Here is a 17,479-nt window from a genome sequence, read left to right as displayed (position 1 = left end):
TCGGTCGAGAAGCGCCCCGAGTGGGTACGCCTAAGTTGGCGACGACCCAACCGATCGCCATATGGAGCCCACGGTCGCGATCACCGGCGCAACGAGCGGGATCGGGCGGGCGGTCGCCGAGGCGTTCGTCGACGAGGGGGCGTTCGTCGCCGTCTCCGGACGCGACGGCGACGCGGTTGATCAGACAGTCGCGGCGCTGAACGAGAGCGGAGACGAGGACGGGGGCAGAGACGAAGGCGAAGGAGAGAGCGGGAGCGAGGACGCCGGCACCGCGTGGGGCGCCCGCGTCGACGTGCGCGACGAATTCGACTTGGAGCGGTTCTTCGAGAAGGTCGCCCGAGAGGCCGGCCCGATAGACGTGGTGTTCGCGAACGCGGCCGTCTTCCACGGCGGGCCGGGCGAGAGCCCGACCGACGAGACGAGCTACGCCGACTACGACGACACGATGCGGACCAACGCCCGCGGCGTCTTCGCGACGATCGCGGAGGCGGTCCCGCACCTCGCCGACGACGCGCGAGTCGTCGTCCCGTCGGGCGGCGTCGCCCACGAGTCGCGGTCGGGGATGGGCGCGTACGCCGTCTCGAAGGCGGCCGCCGAGGCGGTCGCGCGCGGGTTCGCGGCCGACCTCTCGGCGACCGTCGGCGTCGTCGACCCCGGGCTCGTCGCGACCGACCTCACCGGGAAGGAGCGCGCCCGCGACCCCGAGAGCGTCGCGCCGCTGTTCGTCTGGGCCGCCACCGAGGCGCCCGCCGAGGACCTGAACGGCGAGCGGCTCGGGCTCCGGGAGTGGAAGGCGGCGACGCGGTAGGCGGGAGATCGGGTGTCATTTATAAGTGACCTCGCCGTCACCGCTGGGGTTTAAAAGTAAAACGCGACCAACGCTCGCGTTACTCGTCGTCGGCGACCGACTCGATGACTTCGACGCTACCGGTGAGCTGCCGGTGGACGTACGGCATGTCGATGCCGGCCTCGTCGAACGCCTCCTTCACGTCGGTGACGTACTCGGAGCGCACGCGGACGAAGTCCCCCCGGCCGGGCTCGCCGATCCACCAGCGCGACTGCAGGCCTACGGCGGAGTCGCCCAGTTCGACCACCCGAACCGAGGGCGCGGGGTCGTCGAGGATCTCCGCGTGCGCCTCGGCCTTCTCGACGATGATGTCGGTGGCTTCGGCGATGTCGTCCTCGTAGCCGATGCCGAACACGAACTTCTGGCGAAGCGTCTCGTAGGCGACCGGATTCGTGACCGCGTTGTTCGCGAGGTCGCCGTTCGGCACCGTGATCCGCTCGTTATCGAAGGTTCGGACGCGAGAGACCCGCAGGTCGATGTCCTCGACGCGGCCCGCGTTCCCGTCCCACTCGATCCAGTCGCCGACCTCGAACGGCTTGTCCTTCAGGATAAAGATCCCGGCGACGAAGTTCCCGAGCAGGTCCTGTGCGGCGAAGCCGACGGCGAGCGCGATGGCGCCGCCGAAGACGGCGAACGCCGAGAGGAACGCGCTGTAGCCGGCCATCGTGAATCCGATGGCGATCGCCGCCACCCACACGACGGCGTTCGCCACGCTCGAGCCGAGACTGCGAACGGCCTCGTCGAACCCGCGCGACCCCAATACCCGCATGACCGCCGGTACGAACACGAACTTCCCCAGCAGCAGCACGCCGACGAATCCGACGAGGAACAGCGCCACGGAGAACAGGATCCCCGTCAGGGCCGCGCTCAACCCGACACCGCCGAACTGTAGTGATAGCATCACTCTCTCATTTGGATTAGTATTTAAAGAAGCTACTGGCAGCGCAGTTGTTTATCCGTGCTCTCTCACACTCAATCCCCACGGACCGCGAGCGGGCCGTCGCCACGCGCGACGCCACGGAGCCGTCGCCCGTGCGGGTCGTCCGCGCGCATCCGGTCGCGGACCGCCGGCGGGATCCACGCGTCGCGGCCGGCCGGAGGCGCGGCAGGCTCCGTGTCCGAGGGCCTGAGCCCGTCGGGGAGGAATCGGGCGTAGGTCGGGAGGCGCTCGCGAAGCGGCATCCCGCCCGCGTCGGCGACCGTCCGGAGGCCGTCGAGGTCGGGCCACGCGTAGTCCGGGTTGACGTAGTCGTCGGTGACGGGGGAGACGCCGCCGAGGTCGTCGATCCCGCAGTCGACGAGGTCGGCCGCGGGCGAGAGGTTCGGCGGCACTTGGACCGACACTTCGGGGGGGAGCGCGGCCCGCGCCATCGCGACGACCCGGCGCATCGTCGCCAGATCGGGCTTTTCGAAGTCCGATCGCTCGTTCGGGACGACGTTCTGCACGATCACCTCTTGGACGTGGCCGTGTCGCTCGTGGATCTCCCGGATCGCGAGCAGGCTCTCCGCGCGGTCGCGCCAGTCCTCGCCGATACCGAGGAGGATGCCGGTGGTGAAGGGCACACCCTGCCGGCCCGCGGCGCGGATCGTGTTGAGCCGCTGGCCCGGGGTCTTCCGGCGACCGCCGCTGTGGGCGTCGACGTCGGCGGTCGTCTCCAGCATGACGCCCATCGAGGCGTTCACCTCGCGGAGGTCCGCAAACGCCGCCTCCGTGAGATCACCGGGGTTCGAATGCGGGAGCAGTCCCTCCTCTAACGCGATCTCGCAGGCACGGTAGAGGTACTCCAGAATCGAGTCGTATCCCCACTCGTCGAGCTGATCGTGGACCGCTGTGTACCGGTCGTCGGGCTCGTCGCCGAAGGTGAACAGCGCCTCCGTGCAGCCGGCGTCGGCCCCGACGCGACACCGCTGCCGGACCTCCTCGGGAGACAGCAACGACGCCTCGCCGGGCACGTCGTAGTAGGTGCAGTACGTGCAGGTGTACCGGCAGGCGGTCGTCAGCGGGACGAAGACGTTCCGCGCGAAGGTGAGCCGGTCGGCGGGCTCGACGTCGGCGGGGGTGATCGAGAGCAGTCGCTCGACCCGTTCGGGGTCGGGCTCGATCTCGATCCCGTACTCCTCGGCGGCTGCGAACACGTTCGTCTCTCTCGGTCGCGACTCAAAAAGGATCGCGGTCGCGGATCCGAGGGCGTCGCCGGGAGGTCGACCCCGCGGGAAACCGGCCTCACTCCCGCCTGACGCCGACCCGCCCGTCCGTCGTGTCGAGCGCGAAGCCGGCGTCGCGGAGCCACCGCGCCGCCCTCCCGCCGTCGCCGTCCGCCTCGGCGTGGATCAGCAGCTCCGCGAGGTCGGCCGGCTCGTCCACGTCGGTCGCGAGCCGGTGGGAGTCGACGACCCGCACGCCCGCGCCGATCTCGTCGGCGATACGCCGGTGATCGAGGTAGGAAGCACCGTGGTAGTCGACCCGGAACGCCGGGTGGCCGGCGACGAACGCGTTCGTTCCGCCGCCGCGGCCGGGGGCGATCGCGACCTCGGCCTCGCGTCCGGCCGCGAACAGCTCCCGCAGGGCGTTCGGCGTCGCGAGCGCGAGGTCGGCCATGACGACCGCGACGCGCTCTGCGCCGTCGTTTCCGAGACGGGCGTCGATCGCCGCGTTGACCGCGTCGGTCAGGGGGCGGTCGTCGATTTCCACCGGGGAGGGGAGATCGATACCGACCGCGCCGGTCGCCAATATTCGCGGCTCGCCGTCGGCCGCGTCGATCGCGGCGAGTACGTCTTGCAGCATCGTCCGCGCGAACGCGGCGCGCTCGTCGGGTGTGAGGACGGCGGAGAGTCGCGACTTGGGGCGCTCTGTCGAAAACGGAACAATGACCTCCATCAGGAGGGTCTCCTCAGAACAGCGATTCGAGTTCGTCGCTGTCGTCGCTGACGAGTTCGTCGAGGTTCTCCTCGCTCTCGTCGCGGATCTCGTCGAGGTTGTCCTGCGCCTCGATGGCGACCTGCTGGAGCTCCTTGATCCGCGGGACGTTGGTGACGCCCGCGAGCAGGATCACGGTCGCGACGAAGCCGGCGCCGCGGTACGGGTAGTCCCCCCCGCGGACCTCCATCGAGCCGGTCTGCTCTTCGAGCCACTTCCGCCCGCGCTCGATACCTTTCCGGTTGAGGTACTCCGGCGGCCCCGCAAGCACGAGCAGGGCGCGCTCGGCTCCCTCGATCTCACAGGGGAGCGTGAGCCGGCCCAGCGCCGCCTTCCGGACGAGGCTGGTGATCCGGTTCGTGGTGTGTGCGCTGTCGAGTTGGTCTTCCCCGTCGTCGTTGCGAAGCCGGGAGAGCAGCCCGCCCGAGGTGCGCTCTTCGACCTCCTCCTCGGCGTAGCCGACCGTGGAGACGCCGCCGCCGGAGAGCGTGTTGATGATCTCCGAGGAGTCGACGACGCTCTCGGCGACCTCCTGGCCCTGCTGGATCTCGCCGGCGCCGAACAGGATGCCGAACCGTCGAACGATCTCCTCGTTGATCTCCTCGTAGCCGCCCTGGACGGACTCGCCGGTCTTCCGCCAGGCGTCGTTGTCGAACACCATCAGGTTGTCCACCTCGCGGACGAACGTCTGGAACGAGCGGGCCGCGTTCAGGGTGTAAATGCCCCCCTCGTCGCTACCCGGCAGGATACCGAGCCCGTAGACCGGCTCGGTGTAGATCCGCTTGAGGTGTTTCGCGAGCACAGGCGCGCCCCCGGAGCCGGTGCCGCCGCCGAGCCCGGAGACGACGAGGAACGCGTCGACCTCGTGGACCGGGATCGAGTCGATGGCGCCCTGTACCTCGTCGATGTCCTCCTCGGCGATCTCCGCGCCGAGTTCGTTGTCAGCGCCGACCCCGTGGCCCTTCACCCGGGACTGACCGATGAGCACGCGCTGGTTCTCAGCGATGTGCTCGAGGCCCATGAGATCGGCTTTGGCCGTGTTGACGGCCGCGGCCGCGCGGACGATCTCCGAGCCCGTCCGCTTGTCGTACTCCAGGAATTTGTCGACGACTTTTCCCCCCGCCTGTCCGAATCCGATCATTGCAAGTTTCATCGTGTGCTCCCTCCGCGTTTGAAATGAACAGAACGTGATCGCGTATTTAAACCTTCGGTTGCTGTTATTACCCGTGATATTCGGCTCGTTGACACGATCGACCGGTTGGCGCTCTGATCAGCGGTCGAGTCGGAGGTCGCGGGGCGTCGACGTCCCCCGGATCGGGCCCGCGACACCTCGATCGTCGCCGCCATCACACCACCCCGAGGTGTTCTCCGAGCGTGGTCAGCTCGGCAGGGTCGACGCCGAACGCCTCGACGTCGTTGTGTGCGGTCGTGTTGTCGAACTTCAACGACCGGTACTGGTCAGCGCCCATCGGGAACCCCGGGACGGCGCCAAGGACTGTGAGCCCGATCCGGGCGAGCGGCATCGGCAGGGGAATGATCGTGACTCCCTTCTTTTCGGCCTCGTACACGAGGTCGGTCACCTGCCTGAGCGTCAACGTCTCTGGACCGCCGATCTCGTAGGTCTCGCCGACGTGCTCGTCCTCTTCCAGCGCCGCGACCAGCATCGAGACGAGGTCCTCGACGTGGATCGGCTGGAAGCGGGTCTTCCCGCCGCCGGGAAGCGGGTACAGAGGCAGACCCGGCGCGAACATCCCCTTCAGCCGCTTGGTAAAGGAGACGAACTCGCCGCCCTCGCCGAAGACGACGGAGGGGCGGAAGATCGTCCAGCCGAGGCCGCTCTCGCGGACGATCTCCTCGGCTTGTCCCTTCGCGCGGATGTAGGCGGTGTCGCCGTCGGGGTCGGCGCCGAGCGCGCTTAACTGGAGGAACCGCTCGGCGCCGCCCTCCTCGGCGGCCCGAACGAGGTTCTCTGTGCCTTTGCGGTGGATCCGGTCGTGCATGACGTTCCCGCCCTTCGGCTCGAACAGCGGCGAGAGCGCGACCAGGTTCACCACCGCGTCTTGCCCCTCGACCGCGCTGGCGATCGAGTCGTAGTCGGTAACGTCGCCCGTCGCGGACGCGACCCCCTCGGGGGTATCGCTCGGCGACCTGGAGAGGGCAGTCACCTCGTGACCCCCGTCTGCGAGCGCGCGGCAGAGGTACGACCCGATGAACCCGGTTCCGCCGGCTACCAACACTTTCATACACGATACGTCGGACGGAACGCCCGTAAACCTACCGCGGCGTCAGACGCCGCGATGACGAGGAGTGGGAATCGGCGGAGCCGCGAAGCGGGAGATCGATGCCCGAGTCAGTCTTCGTCGCCCGTTTCGTCACCCGCCTCGTCGCCCGGGTCGGAAACCGTCAACACCGGTACCGGAGACGTGCGGACGGTGCGCTCGGCGACGCTCCCGAGGAGGTACCGCTTGACTCCGGTTCGTCCCTGCGTCCCCATGACGACCAGATCAATGTCGTTCTCGTCGATGTACGACTGGATCCCGCGCGTTGCAGACGACCCGACCTCGACTGCCTCGACCGAATCGACACCCGCTTCCTCGGCGGTCGCCGCCGCTTCCATGACCGTCTCCTCGGCACCCTCCACCAGCGCGTCCACGCCCGAGTACCCCTCGCCCCCGACGGTCGCGACGTCGACGACGGTGAGGACGTGGACCGTCGCGTCCGCGCGCTTGGCGAGCGTCAGCGCCCGGTCGAGGGCGTCGGCGGCGCGCTCGCTCCCGTCGGTGGGCACGAGAACGTTCCGGTAGGGGTACCGCGCCGTCTCTCCGTCCGGTCGGATACTGAGCACCGGCACCGTCGATTCTCGGACGACGCGCTCGGTGGTGCTCCCGAGGAGCAGGCGGTCGAATCCCGTTCGACCGCGAGTCGGCATGGCGACGAGGTCCATCTCGTGCTCCCCGGCGTACGTGGCGATTGTCTCGGCGACGCCGCCCTGAAGCACCTTGGTCACCGTCTCGATTCCCCGGTCGGCAGCGCGGTCCGCGACCGCCTCGACGATCTCCTCGCCCTCGCGTTCGAGTACGTCGACAATCTCGCCGTCGATCCGTGTGACGCTGTCGTGGGTCGTGTCGGCGACGTTGAGAACGTGGACGGTCGCGCCGTGATCGGCCGCGATATCGAGGACGTGATCGAACGCGGCGCTCGCCCCGTCGCTGCCGTCGGTCGGGAACAGGATGCGATCGAACATGCTCCTATGGTCGCGGCGTGCGGTAAAAAGGTCCGCGGCGGTTCGCCCTCGCGGGGAACAGGCCAGGATAATCGGCCGGCGTCAGGCGCCGTCCGCCCCGCCGGATTCGTCATCGGCCCCGTCACCGGCTCCGTCGACCTCGTCCTCGCCGTCGACTTCGTCGCCTTCGTCGACCTCCTCGATCCGGACTGTCGAGATGCGGGCGCCGTCGACCGCCGTGACCTCGAAGAGGTAGTCGCCGGCCGCGATCGTATCCCCGGTTTCCGAGGTGCGACCGAGTCGATCGAGCACGAGTCCGCCGAGCGTCTCGAACCCGTCGCCGTCGAAGTCGGTGCCGAGCGCGTCGTTGACGACGGATAGCGAGACCGACCCGTCGGCCTCGTAGGCCCCCGCCCCGGTCTTCCGAACCGCGTGGTCGCCGCCCGCGGCGTCGAAGCCGTCGCGGAGGTCGCCGACGAGCGTCTCGACCGTGTCTTCGACGGTGACTATCCCCTCGAAGGCGCCCCACTCGTCGACGACGGCGGCCATCTGACGGCGTTCATCGCGGAACTGCACGAGCAGATCGCTCAGCGACGTGGTCTCCGGAACGATCACGAGGTCGCGTGCGAGATCGGCAGCCGTGACCGACTCGTCACCCGCTTCACCCGCGCGCAACACGTCTTTCGCGTCAACGAAGCCGACCACGCGGTCTGCGTCGTCAGCCGCTACTACCGGGTACCGGGTGTGACCCGCGTCGAGTACGGTCGTGCGGATCGCGGCGAGGTCCGCGCCGGCCGGGATGCTCGTCACGTCCGGTCGGGGGACCATCGCCTCCCGGACCACGGTGTCGTCGAGTTCGAAGACGGCGTCGATCATCTCGACTTCGACGTCTGCGACGTGACCGGCCTCGCCGGAGCGCGCGAGCACGCGGCGGATCTCGCGCTCCTTCATCGTCTCGTCCGTCTCCGAGGCCGGCGGGACGCCGAGCATGCGCGTGAAGGCGTTAGCCGCCCCGTTGAACACGACGATGCCGGGCGAGAACAGGTAGTAGGAGAGCTTCATCGGGGGCGCCAACATCATCGCGACCCGCTCGGCCTGCGCGATGGCGATCGTCTTCGGCGCCAGCTCACCGAACACGACGTGGAGGAACGTGATGATGCTGAACCCGATCGCGAACGCGACGATGTGGACGAGGTTCGGGGGGAGCAGCGGTCCGAGCGCCGGCTCGATCAGCGCCACAATCGCGGGCTCGCCGACCCACCCGAGCCCGAGCGAGGCGAGCGTGATCCCGAGCTGCGTCGCCGCGAGGTAGTCGTCGAGGCTCCCCATCACGTCCTGCAGCGCTCCCGAGCCGGGGCGCCCCTCCTCGACCAGCTGCTCGACCGAGGTGGAGCGGACGCGGACGAAGGCGAACTCGGAGGCGACGAAGAAGCCGTTCAACACGACCAACACGAGCGCCGCGACGACCCGAGTGGCGGAGATCGCGATATCTATCATCGGTGCCTCCGCGGTCCGCGGGCGTGGCGGGTGTGACGGATGTGACTGGTGTGATGGATATCGTCGACCATGCCGGCGGTTCGACGCGGAGCCACTAAAAAGGGTCTCGTCGGAACCCGCGCCGTTTATTCCTTGCCGCGCCGGAGCGCGACCATGCTGATCACGCTGGAGGGGCTCGACGGCAGCGGAAAGACCACCGTCTGGGAGGCGCTCCACGACGTCTACCCCGACGCGACGTTCACCCGCGAGCCCACCGACAGCTGGTATGGCGAGGCGGTCGACCGGTCGATCGCGGCCGACGACGCCGACCCGCTCGCGGAGCTATTCCTGTTGACGGCCGACCACGCGGACCACCTCTCGGGAACGATCGAGCCCGCCCTCGCCGACGGCGACCTCGTGATCTCCGACCGCTACTCCGACTCCCGGTTCGCCTATCAGGCGGCGACGCTCGCCGCCAGCGATGTCGACATCGACCGCCCACTAGAGTATATAAAGGGAATCCACGCCGCCTTCTCGCGGCCGCCGGATGCGACGATCTACCTCGATCTGGACGCCCGCGAGGCAGCCGAGCGCGCAGGCCGGACGAACAAATTCGAGCAGGACGGCTACCTCGCTGCGGTCCGGAAAAACTACGAGCGACTGATCGACGCCGAGCCGGACCGGTTCGTCCGCATCGACGCCTCGCAGTCGCCGGAGGCGGTCATCGCGCGGGTCGAGGAGGTTCTGTCGGAGTTGCTGGGCGAGTAGTCCGTCGACGAGCGCAGAGGTGAAGCGGTCGCAGCGTCGCCGTCTTCGATGCCGTCGTCAGTTCGTGTCCGGCAGTTCGACGTCGTCCGGAGGCGGAACGTAGAGATAGTCGATCGCCGCCCCGAGCACGACGGGAAGTGCGACGAGCAGCCCGACGACGAGCGTCGGGCTGCCGAGATTGATGCCAGTGCCGACGTTGAGGACGCCGGTGAACACCAGCATCGAGATCAGGAGCAACATCGGAGTCAACACGAGCGTGTACACGATCGCCCCCCACGAGGTGTTCAGCCGGAGCCGGAAAAAGCGGGTCGCCACCCCGGCGATCAGCGTGTGAAAGGCCACGAGGGCGAGAAGGCTGACGAACCCGAACAGCGCGAGCATATTTGACCAAGGGGCTCGCGGCATTTGCCCCTATCGGCCTAGAACCCGCCGCCGCTGTTGCCCTGTTGGCGCGCCGCGGAGAGCAGCCCGTCGAGCGGCTCGGTGTACTCGTAGCCGGGGATGACCCCCTGCACGTAGGTCCCCTCGACGAAGTTGATCAGCGCCCCGGCGTCGTCGACGCCGCGCCGCTCGTTGATCTCAGTCAGCTCGAAATCGACCGTAATCTCGTCGGCGGCGACCGCGACAGTGGGGTCGAACTCGTGGTCACCGCGAGTGACTCCGCCCACGTCGACGACGCGGAGTTCGAACGTCTCGATCCACCCCTCCTCGACCACGTCGGCGACCTCGTCGGCCGCCGTCGCGGAGAGGGTCGGCACCCGGACGGTCACTACAAAGTGGATCCGGCCGTCCGCGGCGGGCTCGGCGCGCACCTCGGCGTCGAAGGGGGTCGTCTCCGCAACCCAAACGCCCTCGTCCACGGGCTCGAAGGAGCCGTGGTCCGCGAACGCGCGGCGGACGCGGTCGGGGAGGTCGCCGCCGCCGCCGATCGCTCCCTCGCCGTCACCGGTCACTCCCTCGCCGTCACCGGTCACTCCCTCGCCGTCACCGGTCACTCCCTCGCCCTCGCCGTCACCGCCGATCTCGCCTCCGTCTTCGGATTTGCTCTCGCGCTCGCTCATACCGGATCGGAGGCGACACACGAGTAAAAGCGCGTTGCGTCGGGGAAGTCGGCGGTTCGTCGGTCCGTCCCGATTGTGTCGGAGACCGTATCATCGGTAGTGGTGGCCGCCCGCGTCACCGGTAGTGGCACGCCGGGCCGGTACTGGTGCGCCTTTGTACCCGGACCGACCATGACGGGTATGGCAGCGCAGTTTCGCTCGACAGAGGCGCTGATCGATGCGCTCGCGGACGCCTCCTTCGACCGACCGCCGGCCCTCGTCAGCAACGCACACGTGACCGGACTCGGCGTCGCCCGCGCGCTCGACGCCCACGACGTGCCCGTGATCGCGCTCGACCGCCCCGGAGACGACGACGCGCTCCGCCACGACGGGCTCGCACCACCCTCGGATGCGGTCGACTTCGCGGGCGCGGTGACGTACCCGCTCGACGACCTCGACGGGTTCCGCGAGGACGTGGAGGCGATCGTCGACGCGATCGGCCGCGAGGCGGTCGCGTTCGGCTGCATGGACGAGTGGGCGCTGGCGTACGCGCGGGCGGATCCCGAGGGTGTCCGGCTCCCCTTCGCCGGGATCGACACGCTCGACGACGTGTTGAACAAGTCCGAGCTGTACGCGACCTGCGAGACGCTCGGCGTTCCGTACCCGGAGACGTACCGGCTCACGGAGACGGCGGAGGCGGCGACGGGCACGCCGGACGCCGACGCCACCCTCGACGAGGCCGCCGAGGCGCTCGGGTTCCCGCTCGTGGTGAAACCGGAGCTCAAACGCGACTTCGAGGAGGCGTTCGGCACCAACGTACTGGAGGTCGCCGACCGCAAGGAGTTCGCGGACGCGGTCGCGGCCGCCCGCGAGGAGGAGATCGCCGTGATGGCGCAGAAACGCGTCGACATCGCCACCGGTCGAGACCACTCGCTCGCGTCGTACGTCCCGCCCTCGGGCGTCGGGGACGCGCTCGCGGTCGTCGGCAACGCCGCGGTGCGATTCCCGCAGCAGTTCGGTACCTCCTGTCTGGTGGAGACGGCCGACGAGCCGGCGATCGAGGCGCGCGCGCTGGCGGTGCTCGACGACGCCGGCTACCACGGGATCAGCGAGGCGGAGTTCGTGTACGACGACGAGCGCGAGGAGTTCCTCCTGCTCGACGTCAACACCCGACCGTGGAAGTGGATCGGGATGCCGGTCGCCGCGGGCGCGAACCTCCCGATGGCGGCGTACGCCGCCGTCACCGACGCCGAGTACGAGTCGTCGGGCGTCGAGCCGACGCGGTGGGTGTACCTCCGCGACTACCTCGCGCTGCTCGCGGGCGACGACGTGTTCTGGGACCAGCTGTCGACCGCCGACTGGCGGCGGCTCGTCGCCGGCGACTTCGAGCGCGAGGGGAACCTAACGACGGGGATCTACCGCCCGTCCGACCCCGCGCCGGCCGCGAAGTTGTTCGAGACGGAGTTCGTCGACCGCGACTACTACTGCTCCTGTTAAGGGCGGTCGGGTCAGCGTCGACGGCGATACGCTATTTAAATAGCCGTGAGCGACCGCGACAATCACTTATAAAGAACGAGGTAGTGGCGTCGGCGAAGCCGCCGAAACAGTTTGTCGGTGAGGGTGCGTGCTGAACTCGGACGGTCACGCTGATTGCTCTGCATCGTATCTGCGAACGAGAGATCCAACGTACCAGAACTTCAGTATCATTGAACCCATCCCGCTAAGCGCCGCTCGAACCGGTTTTTTCCGGTAGACGGAAGCGAACGCGTATCCCGTCAAAGGGATGTTGAGAAGGTTGAGAAGGTTCGGATACGTGAGTCCCAAGACGCGCTGCTCTTGCTCTTCGACCCACCACTCTTCGGCAAGTACGACCCGAGTCATCCACGCATCGGTATCCTCCGGAGGCGAGAACAATACCGGATTGACGAGCGTGAACGCAACGGCAGCCATTCCGAGTTTCCAATTTCGATCAGACACCGCATAGAGGAGTACAGGGAGCACGAGTACGCGACTCCATCCGCTTTTTGGGTTCGAATGCCGCTCCCAGACTGTTCGCTTGTATCGTTCGATTCGTTCCATATCTCATTCGGAATGTACTCGATGTATATGTAGTTCTCCTACGGCTAGGTGAGAATCCTGAATTACGCGATTCAGGGTGTATTGGACAGCCAAACCGTGTTACTGTGCGAACTGCGACAGGAATGCGGGGGAAGGGATTCGAACCCTCGAACCTCTACAGGAGCGGATCTTAAGTCCGCCGCTTTTGGCCAGGCTCAGCCACCCCCGCGCGGATTCGGATACCGGCGGCGGGGTCAAACCCCTTTCGGATGCCGCGGCGGCGCCCAGCGCGGCTCGGGTTCCCCGAGCGCCCTGCCCCCTACCAGTCCACCGAGAGCGTCCCGTCGCCGTGCGGGTCCGGCGCGATCTCCTCGTCGGTCCGGCGGTCGACGACGTGGATCACGCCGCGCTCCTTCTTCGCGGGACACACCTCGGCGGCTCGAATGTTCTCGTCCAGTTCGTCCTCGCCGATGTAGTACGACCGCGGCTTCGCCATCCCGCTTTGCACGTCCATCACCCAGTTGTCGCCGACCTCGGCGCACTTGCCCGCCCCGAAGCACTTGTTCGCCTCGAAGACGATCTTGTACGGCTTCTCCTCGATCGGGGGTCCCTCGCCGCCGATGTCGCTCGCGCGCAGCACCTCGTCGTCGGCGTCCGCCTCGTCGCTCATACGGATCCCTCGGCGACCGCGGGACTTTCGTCTGTCGGTCGCTCTCGGTGAGTGCGGCTCGTCTCGGCAATCCGAGCGGCCTCCCGACTACTCCTCGACGTGCTCCGCGAGCAGTCGCTCCGCGTGCTCGGTCGAGTCGGCGACCTCCCACCGCACCTTGTCAGCGTCTCGGTACGCCAGGGCCTCCTTCAACTCGTCACGGAGGACCCCCGTCCCGAACCCGACCGTGTCCCCCTCCGCGTCGCCCAGCTCGTACAGCGCGTAGCGGCTCGGCGCGCTCCGGACCGTCGAGCGGTCGAGGTCGCGCCAAGGTTTCGCGAGGCTCATCGGGGTGGATCTGCCGACATCGGCATCGTCGTCGGGGTCAGCGTCCGCATCGCGGTCACCGGTGCGCGTCGAGCCCGTCTTCCGGCGCCTCGACGATCTCGTAGCTCCCCTCCGTCCAGCCGTCCTCGACGAAGACGAACACGCGACCGCCGGCGATCTCGGGATCGGCGATCACCTCGTTGCGCTGGCCGGTCCGCCCGACGATCACGCCGGGGAACACCTCGTCGCGCTCGCCGTCCTCGACGATGACGCGACCGACGCCGGAGTCCTCCAAAATCTCGTCGTCGGTGTTGTAGTCGTTGACGTACGTCATCACGCCCTCCGTCTCCGTCGGGTCGGTGACGAGCACGTGCGTCTCCTTGCCCGGGCCGGCCGTCACCGAGCCCTCGACGGCGTCGGGAACGCCGCGGTAGAGGGTGGTTCGCCCGTCGAGGTACTCGATGACGACGCCCTCCTCGCGGAGGTCGATCCCGATCGACGTGGGGGGAACGTCGCTGCGTGAAGGTGCAGACATACACGTCGTTCGGTGCGCGCGCCTCAAAAGGGGCGCGCTCGGTGGTCGGCGGAGGCGTCGTGGTCGCCGTCGGCGCCCTCGCCACAGCCCCCGCCGCCGTCCGGCCTCAGTCGCGAGAATCGGGGATGGCACCTTTAAGGCCCCTCCGCCGGGAGGGTAGTTCATGCAACGGACGCGACGGGGCCTGTTGGGCGTCGGCGCCGCCGCAGTCGTCGGGCTCTCCGGGTGTCTCGGCGTCGAGGGCGTCGAGTACCCCGACGCGGCCGCGGAAGACCCTCCGAACGCGGACGGCGGCGACGACGGTGGCGGCGATGGCGAGACCGCCGGCGACGAGCAGGTCGACGGCGACGACCCCGAACCGGTCGCGAACGAGGCGCTCGCGACGGCGACCCGGAACGTGGTCGACGACGCGGTGTGGTTCGCGACCGAGTACCCGTCGGCGGTCGCGACGTATCGGGACGCGATCCGGGAGGTCGTCGCCGAGATCGACGATGTGCGGGACGCGGTCGACGAGAACGACGCGGTGACGGTCGAGATGGCTGACCGACTCGACGAAGCCGGGCGCACGGCCGCCGACACCGCCGCCGACGCGCTAGAGCCGCAGTTCCACCCCCGATTCCGGATCGTCTCGCGCACGGAGCGGCACGTCGAGAAGCTCCGGACGTTCGCCCCCCGCGGCGATGTCGACCGCTTCTTAGAGGAGCTCTCGCGGATGCGCCGCGGCTTCGCCGCCGTCGGCACCGCCACCTACGTCGACGAGGCGTTCTCCCGCGAGCCGATCCACAATCGGCTTTTGAACCGCCTGTTGTACCCGCTCCCGGACGACGACGCCGAGCGACGGCGTGTCCGCGGCGAGGCGTTCGTGGAACTCGGCCTCGCGAGTCGTGGATTCTCGGCGTTTGCGCACGAGCCGTACGACGACGAGGAGCATGATCGGAACCAGATCCCGCGGATATACGGGAACGCGTTCGAGGCGGCCCGCCGCGAGGAACTGCGCGCGCGCCTCGGACCGATACCGCGCTCCGAGGACCGGACCGAGGAGCTGTTCGTCGCGTTTGCGACCCGCCCCGCCGCCGGCAACCGACCGAGTCGGACGTTCGAGGGGTGGGCACACGAACTTGAGGGCGTCCCCCTGTACGTGCAGCGGTATCCGGACGCGTCGACCGCGAACGATCGGCTCGACGAGGCGGTCGCTGCCGCCTCGACTGAAGGGCGCGCGCCGATCGACCCCGACGCCACCGCGGCCGGATCCGATTTCTCCGGGGACGCGACGGGGGAGGGAGGAAGCGAGGGCGGCGGGGAGAGCGGAAGCGACGAGGGTGACGGAGAAGACGGCGAGGACCAAGCACCGATATATCAGGGCCCGACCCGTTGGCACCGCCTCTACCACCACGAAGCGGAGGGGGAGCGGTACGGGTTCGGCGAGCACGCCGGCGTCCAGTACGGCTACGTCGTGCAGGCCGGCGAGTTCGTGGTCGCGGCCGGGTTCTCGGGTGACGCGTGGGAGGAACGCACCGGCTGGCAGGGACAACTGGCGAACGGGTGGGCGGTCGTCTGATGAACGGAAACGGAGTCGGTCTCACGGCGGCGGTGTTCGCGGTCGTCGGCGCCGGCGTCGGGCTCGTCGCCGCCGCGACCACCGGGTGGGCGGAGACCGCGCTCGCCGCGGCGGCCACCGGCGAGACCGCGCGGTTCGGCCCGGTGTTCGTCGCGCAGTCGTACCTCGCCATCACCGCCGCCGCCTTGGTCATTGCGCCTCTGCTCGCAGGCGTCCTCGGCCTCCTCGTCGGGTCGCGGGCGTACGACGCGAGAGAGGCAGCCGCGACCTGCGGGATCGGAGGCGGGCTCGGCGCGTTGGCGTACGGGCTGGTCGTCGTCGTCCTCGTCGTCGCGTCGCAAGGCGAGGCGGCGACGCAGGCTCACGGGATCGCGGACGCGTTCGGATCGATACTCACGACCGCGGTCGTCGCTGCCGTCGTCGGCGCGGTGACCGGCGTCCTTGGATTGGTGACGGAGTGACCATGACGCCCTCGCTCCGCCGTCGACGACTGTTGGCCGCTGCGGTTCCCGGACTGCTCGCCGGCTGTCTCGTGGAGTCGAGCGAGGACGCCGGCGGCTCCGGAGACGGGACGGAGACCTCTGCGAGCGACGACGCGAGCGACTCCGAGAGCGAAAACGGAGATGACGGCGAACGCGAATCCCTCTCGGAGGACGAAAAGTCCGCCGCCGAGCAGGCGGACGATGGGGACTCCCCGGATGAGGTCGGCCCCGACGGCTCCGGTCTCGTGGTTACGAACGTCGACGTGCTCAGCGTGACCGACGACGGCTATGAGACGACGGTGGAGGCGCAGCTCACCGTCGAGAACGCCGGACGGTTCACGTACGGTACGGTCGAACTCCGCGTCGACGCGTACGCGACGCGCCCGAACTCCATCGAGCGCGAGGCGGTCGGCTACGACTACGTCACCGAACGGTTCTCGTCCGACGATCGATTCGCCGGCGGGACCCGACGCTTCGACGCCTCGATCACGTTCCGAAGTCGGGAGACTCGCGCACGACCGGATCCGGACTGGTACGAGGTTGACGCCGCGCTCCGGCGCGCGGAGCCGGTCTGAGGGAGAGGCCGATCCGGCGGTCCACGCCGCGCCGCCCCCGACCGCCCCGAGAGACTCGCCGTGATCGCTACCTCTTTGTCCGCGCTCGCGAGCCGTGAGTACATGGAGGGACGGGCAGCGGCGCTCGGCGCCGGCACCGTGTTGAACGCGCTCGCGACGGGCACCGGCGCCGCCTTCGGCATCGACGTCGAGACCCGCGCGACGGTGACGCTCAACCCGGACGCCGACGGCGTGCGCGGGACGATCGCCGAGGACCCCGACGGTGACACCGCCCTGATCGAGCACTGCGTCGCGCTCGCGACCGAGCGCTGGGGCGACGGCGAGGGCGGCACCGTCCGGACCGACAGCGACGTGCCCCTCGCAGCGGGACTCAAAAGCTCCAGCGCGGCCGCCAATGCGACCGTGCTCGCGACCTGTGACGCGCTCGGGCTGGCGGTTGGAGACGACGATGCGGACCCGTCCGTCGACGTCACCCGCCTCGACGCCTGCCGACTCGGGGTCCGAGCGGCCCGCGAGGCGGGCGTCACGGTCACGGGCGCGTTCGACGACGCGACCGCTTCGATGCTCGGCGGCGTCACCGTTACCGACAACGACGCCGACGAGCTACGGTCGCGCGAGACCGTCGACTGGGACGTTCTCGTGTGGACGCCTCCCGAGCGCGCCTACAGCGCGGACGCGGATGTGACCCGCTGTGAGGCCGTCGCGCCGATGGCGGATCTCGTCGCCGACCTCGCGCTCGACGGCCGGTACGCCGAGGCGATGACCGTTAACGGACTCGCGTTCTCCGCCGCGCTCGGCTTCGACGCCGACCCCGCGGTCGAGGCGATGCCCCACGCCACCGGAGTGTCGCTGTCGGGGACCGGTCCGAGCGTCGTCGCCGTCGCGGACCCCGACGACCCCGAGACCGACCTCGACGCGGTCGCCGACGCGTGGAGCAACCGTCCCGGAACCCTGCGGCGAACGACCACCAGAAACGACGGTGCGGCCGTCGAGTGAGCACACTATCGACTGACCCCAAACCTAC

The 17,479-nt window shown here is 68.9% G+C and carries 20 protein-coding genes and 1 tRNA gene; 7 read left to right on the top strand and 14 right to left on the bottom strand.

Annotation, left to right across the window (positions count from 1 at the left end):
• Positions 1-61: 61 nt before the first annotated feature.
• Complete coding sequence (locus HLAC_RS09425) at positions 62-808, top strand: SDR family oxidoreductase (protein WP_015910599.1); 747 nt, start codon at positions 62-64, stop codon at positions 806-808.
• A 79-nt stretch (positions 809-887) separates the two neighbouring features.
• Here HLAC_RS09425 and HLAC_RS09420 read toward each other — a convergent pair whose 3' ends face one another.
• The 7 genes from HLAC_RS09420 to HLAC_RS09390 all read right to left on the bottom strand — a co-directional run bounded on the left by HLAC_RS09420 (position 888) and on the right by HLAC_RS09390 (position 8,484).
• Positions 888-1,748 carry a mechanosensitive ion channel family protein gene (locus HLAC_RS09420; protein ID WP_015910598.1) on the bottom strand — a complete coding sequence of 287 codons (861 nt, stop codon included), beginning with the start codon at positions 1,746-1,748 and terminating at the stop codon, positions 888-890.
• Positions 1,749-1,819: 71 nt separating this feature from the next.
• A complete protein-coding gene (cofG, locus tag HLAC_RS09415) occupies positions 1,820-2,983 on the bottom strand; it encodes a 7,8-didemethyl-8-hydroxy-5-deazariboflavin synthase subunit CofG (protein WP_015910597.1) in 1,164 nt (387 codons plus the stop codon).
• An 88-nt stretch (positions 2,984-3,071) separates the two neighbouring features.
• The gene (cofC, locus tag HLAC_RS09410) at positions 3,072-3,725 is read right to left on the bottom strand and encodes a 2-phospho-L-lactate guanylyltransferase (RefSeq protein WP_015910596.1); all 654 of its coding nucleotides are present in this window, start codon (positions 3,723-3,725) and stop codon (positions 3,072-3,074) included.
• A 13-nt stretch (positions 3,726-3,738) separates the two neighbouring features.
• Positions 3,739-4,917, bottom strand: coding sequence for a tubulin/FtsZ family protein (locus tag HLAC_RS09405; RefSeq protein WP_015910595.1), 1,179 nt, complete (start codon positions 4,915-4,917; stop codon positions 3,739-3,741).
• A gap of 193 nt (positions 4,918-5,110) precedes the next feature.
• Entirely contained in the window at positions 5,111-6,007 is an 897-nt protein-coding gene (locus HLAC_RS09400) for a complex I NDUFA9 subunit family protein (RefSeq protein WP_015910594.1), read from the bottom strand.
• Between the two features lie 107 nt (positions 6,008-6,114).
• Positions 6,115-7,008 carry a universal stress protein gene (locus HLAC_RS09395; protein ID WP_015910593.1) on the bottom strand — a complete coding sequence of 298 codons (894 nt, stop codon included), beginning with the start codon at positions 7,006-7,008 and terminating at the stop codon, positions 6,115-6,117.
• Positions 7,009-7,089: 81 nt separating this feature from the next.
• The gene (locus tag HLAC_RS09390) at positions 7,090-8,484 is read right to left on the bottom strand and encodes a hemolysin family protein (protein ID WP_015910592.1); all 1,395 of its coding nucleotides are present in this window, start codon (positions 8,482-8,484) and stop codon (positions 7,090-7,092) included.
• A 153-nt stretch (positions 8,485-8,637) separates the two neighbouring features.
• Here HLAC_RS09390 and tmk point away from each other — a divergent pair, with 153 nt between their 5' ends.
• A complete protein-coding gene (gene tmk / locus HLAC_RS09385; RefSeq protein ID WP_015910591.1) occupies positions 8,638-9,231 on the top strand; it encodes a dTMP kinase in 594 nt (197 codons plus the stop codon).
• Between the two features lie 57 nt (positions 9,232-9,288).
• Here the strand turns inward: tmk and HLAC_RS09380 are convergent, their stop codons facing one another.
• Positions 9,289-9,612, bottom strand: a complete 324-nt coding sequence (locus HLAC_RS09380) for a DUF7991 family protein (RefSeq protein ID WP_015910590.1) — start codon at positions 9,610-9,612, stop codon at positions 9,289-9,291.
• Positions 9,613-9,650: 38 nt separating this feature from the next.
• On the bottom strand, positions 9,651-10,292 hold the full coding sequence (locus tag HLAC_RS09375; RefSeq protein ID WP_141104747.1) for a DUF5813 family protein: 642 nt from the start codon (positions 10,290-10,292) through the stop codon (positions 9,651-9,653).
• 180 nt (positions 10,293-10,472) lie between these two features.
• Here HLAC_RS09375 and HLAC_RS09370 point away from each other — a divergent pair, with 180 nt between their 5' ends.
• Positions 10,473-11,768: a carboxylate--amine ligase gene (locus HLAC_RS09370; RefSeq protein WP_049933495.1), complete on the top strand. Its 1,296-nt coding sequence runs from the start codon at positions 10,473-10,475 to the stop codon at positions 11,766-11,768.
• Positions 11,769-11,912: 144 nt separating this feature from the next.
• Here HLAC_RS09370 and HLAC_RS09365 read toward each other — a convergent pair whose 3' ends face one another.
• From HLAC_RS09365 to HLAC_RS09345, 5 genes are all read right to left on the bottom strand, one after another.
• Positions 11,913-12,350: a DUF6653 family protein gene (locus HLAC_RS09365; protein WP_049933494.1), complete on the bottom strand. Its 438-nt coding sequence runs from the start codon at positions 12,348-12,350 to the stop codon at positions 11,913-11,915.
• 123 nt (positions 12,351-12,473) lie between these two features.
• Positions 12,474-12,558, bottom strand: a tRNA-Leu gene (locus HLAC_RS09360).
• A gap of 90 nt (positions 12,559-12,648) precedes the next feature.
• Complete coding sequence (locus tag HLAC_RS09355) at positions 12,649-12,999, bottom strand: hypothetical protein (protein ID WP_015910585.1); 351 nt, start codon at positions 12,997-12,999, stop codon at positions 12,649-12,651.
• Between the two features lie 87 nt (positions 13,000-13,086).
• Positions 13,087-13,326 carry a DUF7508 domain-containing protein gene (locus HLAC_RS09350; RefSeq protein ID WP_015910584.1) on the bottom strand — a complete coding sequence of 80 codons (240 nt, stop codon included), beginning with the start codon at positions 13,324-13,326 and terminating at the stop codon, positions 13,087-13,089.
• A 55-nt stretch (positions 13,327-13,381) separates the two neighbouring features.
• Positions 13,382-13,840: a DUF5796 family protein gene (locus HLAC_RS09345; RefSeq protein WP_015910583.1), complete on the bottom strand. Its 459-nt coding sequence runs from the start codon at positions 13,838-13,840 to the stop codon at positions 13,382-13,384.
• A 163-nt stretch (positions 13,841-14,003) separates the two neighbouring features.
• On the opposite strand from HLAC_RS09345, the gene HLAC_RS09340 reads away from it, so the two are divergent.
• The 4 genes from HLAC_RS09340 (at position 14,004) to HLAC_RS09325 (ending at position 17,451) form a co-directional block, all read left to right on the top strand.
• Positions 14,004-15,398: a hypothetical protein gene (locus HLAC_RS09340; protein WP_015910582.1), complete on the top strand. Its 1,395-nt coding sequence runs from the start codon at positions 14,004-14,006 to the stop codon at positions 15,396-15,398.
• Positions 15,398-15,859: a hypothetical protein gene (locus tag HLAC_RS09335; protein ID WP_015910581.1), complete on the top strand. Its 462-nt coding sequence runs from the start codon at positions 15,398-15,400 to the stop codon at positions 15,857-15,859. The genes HLAC_RS09340 and HLAC_RS09335 overlap by 1 nt, the downstream gene beginning before the upstream one ends.
• Positions 15,860-15,861: 2 nt before the next feature.
• A complete protein-coding gene (locus HLAC_RS09330) occupies positions 15,862-16,455 on the top strand; it encodes a hypothetical protein (protein WP_015910580.1) in 594 nt (197 codons plus the stop codon).
• 102 nt (positions 16,456-16,557) lie between these two features.
• Positions 16,558-17,451: a shikimate kinase gene (locus tag HLAC_RS09325; protein ID WP_015910579.1), complete on the top strand. Its 894-nt coding sequence runs from the start codon at positions 16,558-16,560 to the stop codon at positions 17,449-17,451.
• Positions 17,452-17,479: the final 28 nt, after the last annotated feature.

This window comes from Halorubrum lacusprofundi ATCC 49239, assembly GCF_000022205.1.
In the GTDB taxonomy this organism is placed as follows: Archaea; Halobacteriota; Halobacteria; order Halobacteriales; family Haloferacaceae; genus Halorubrum; species Halorubrum lacusprofundi.
Note: the sequence above shows the minus strand (reverse complement) of the source record. Positions and strands in the feature narration are given on the sequence as shown.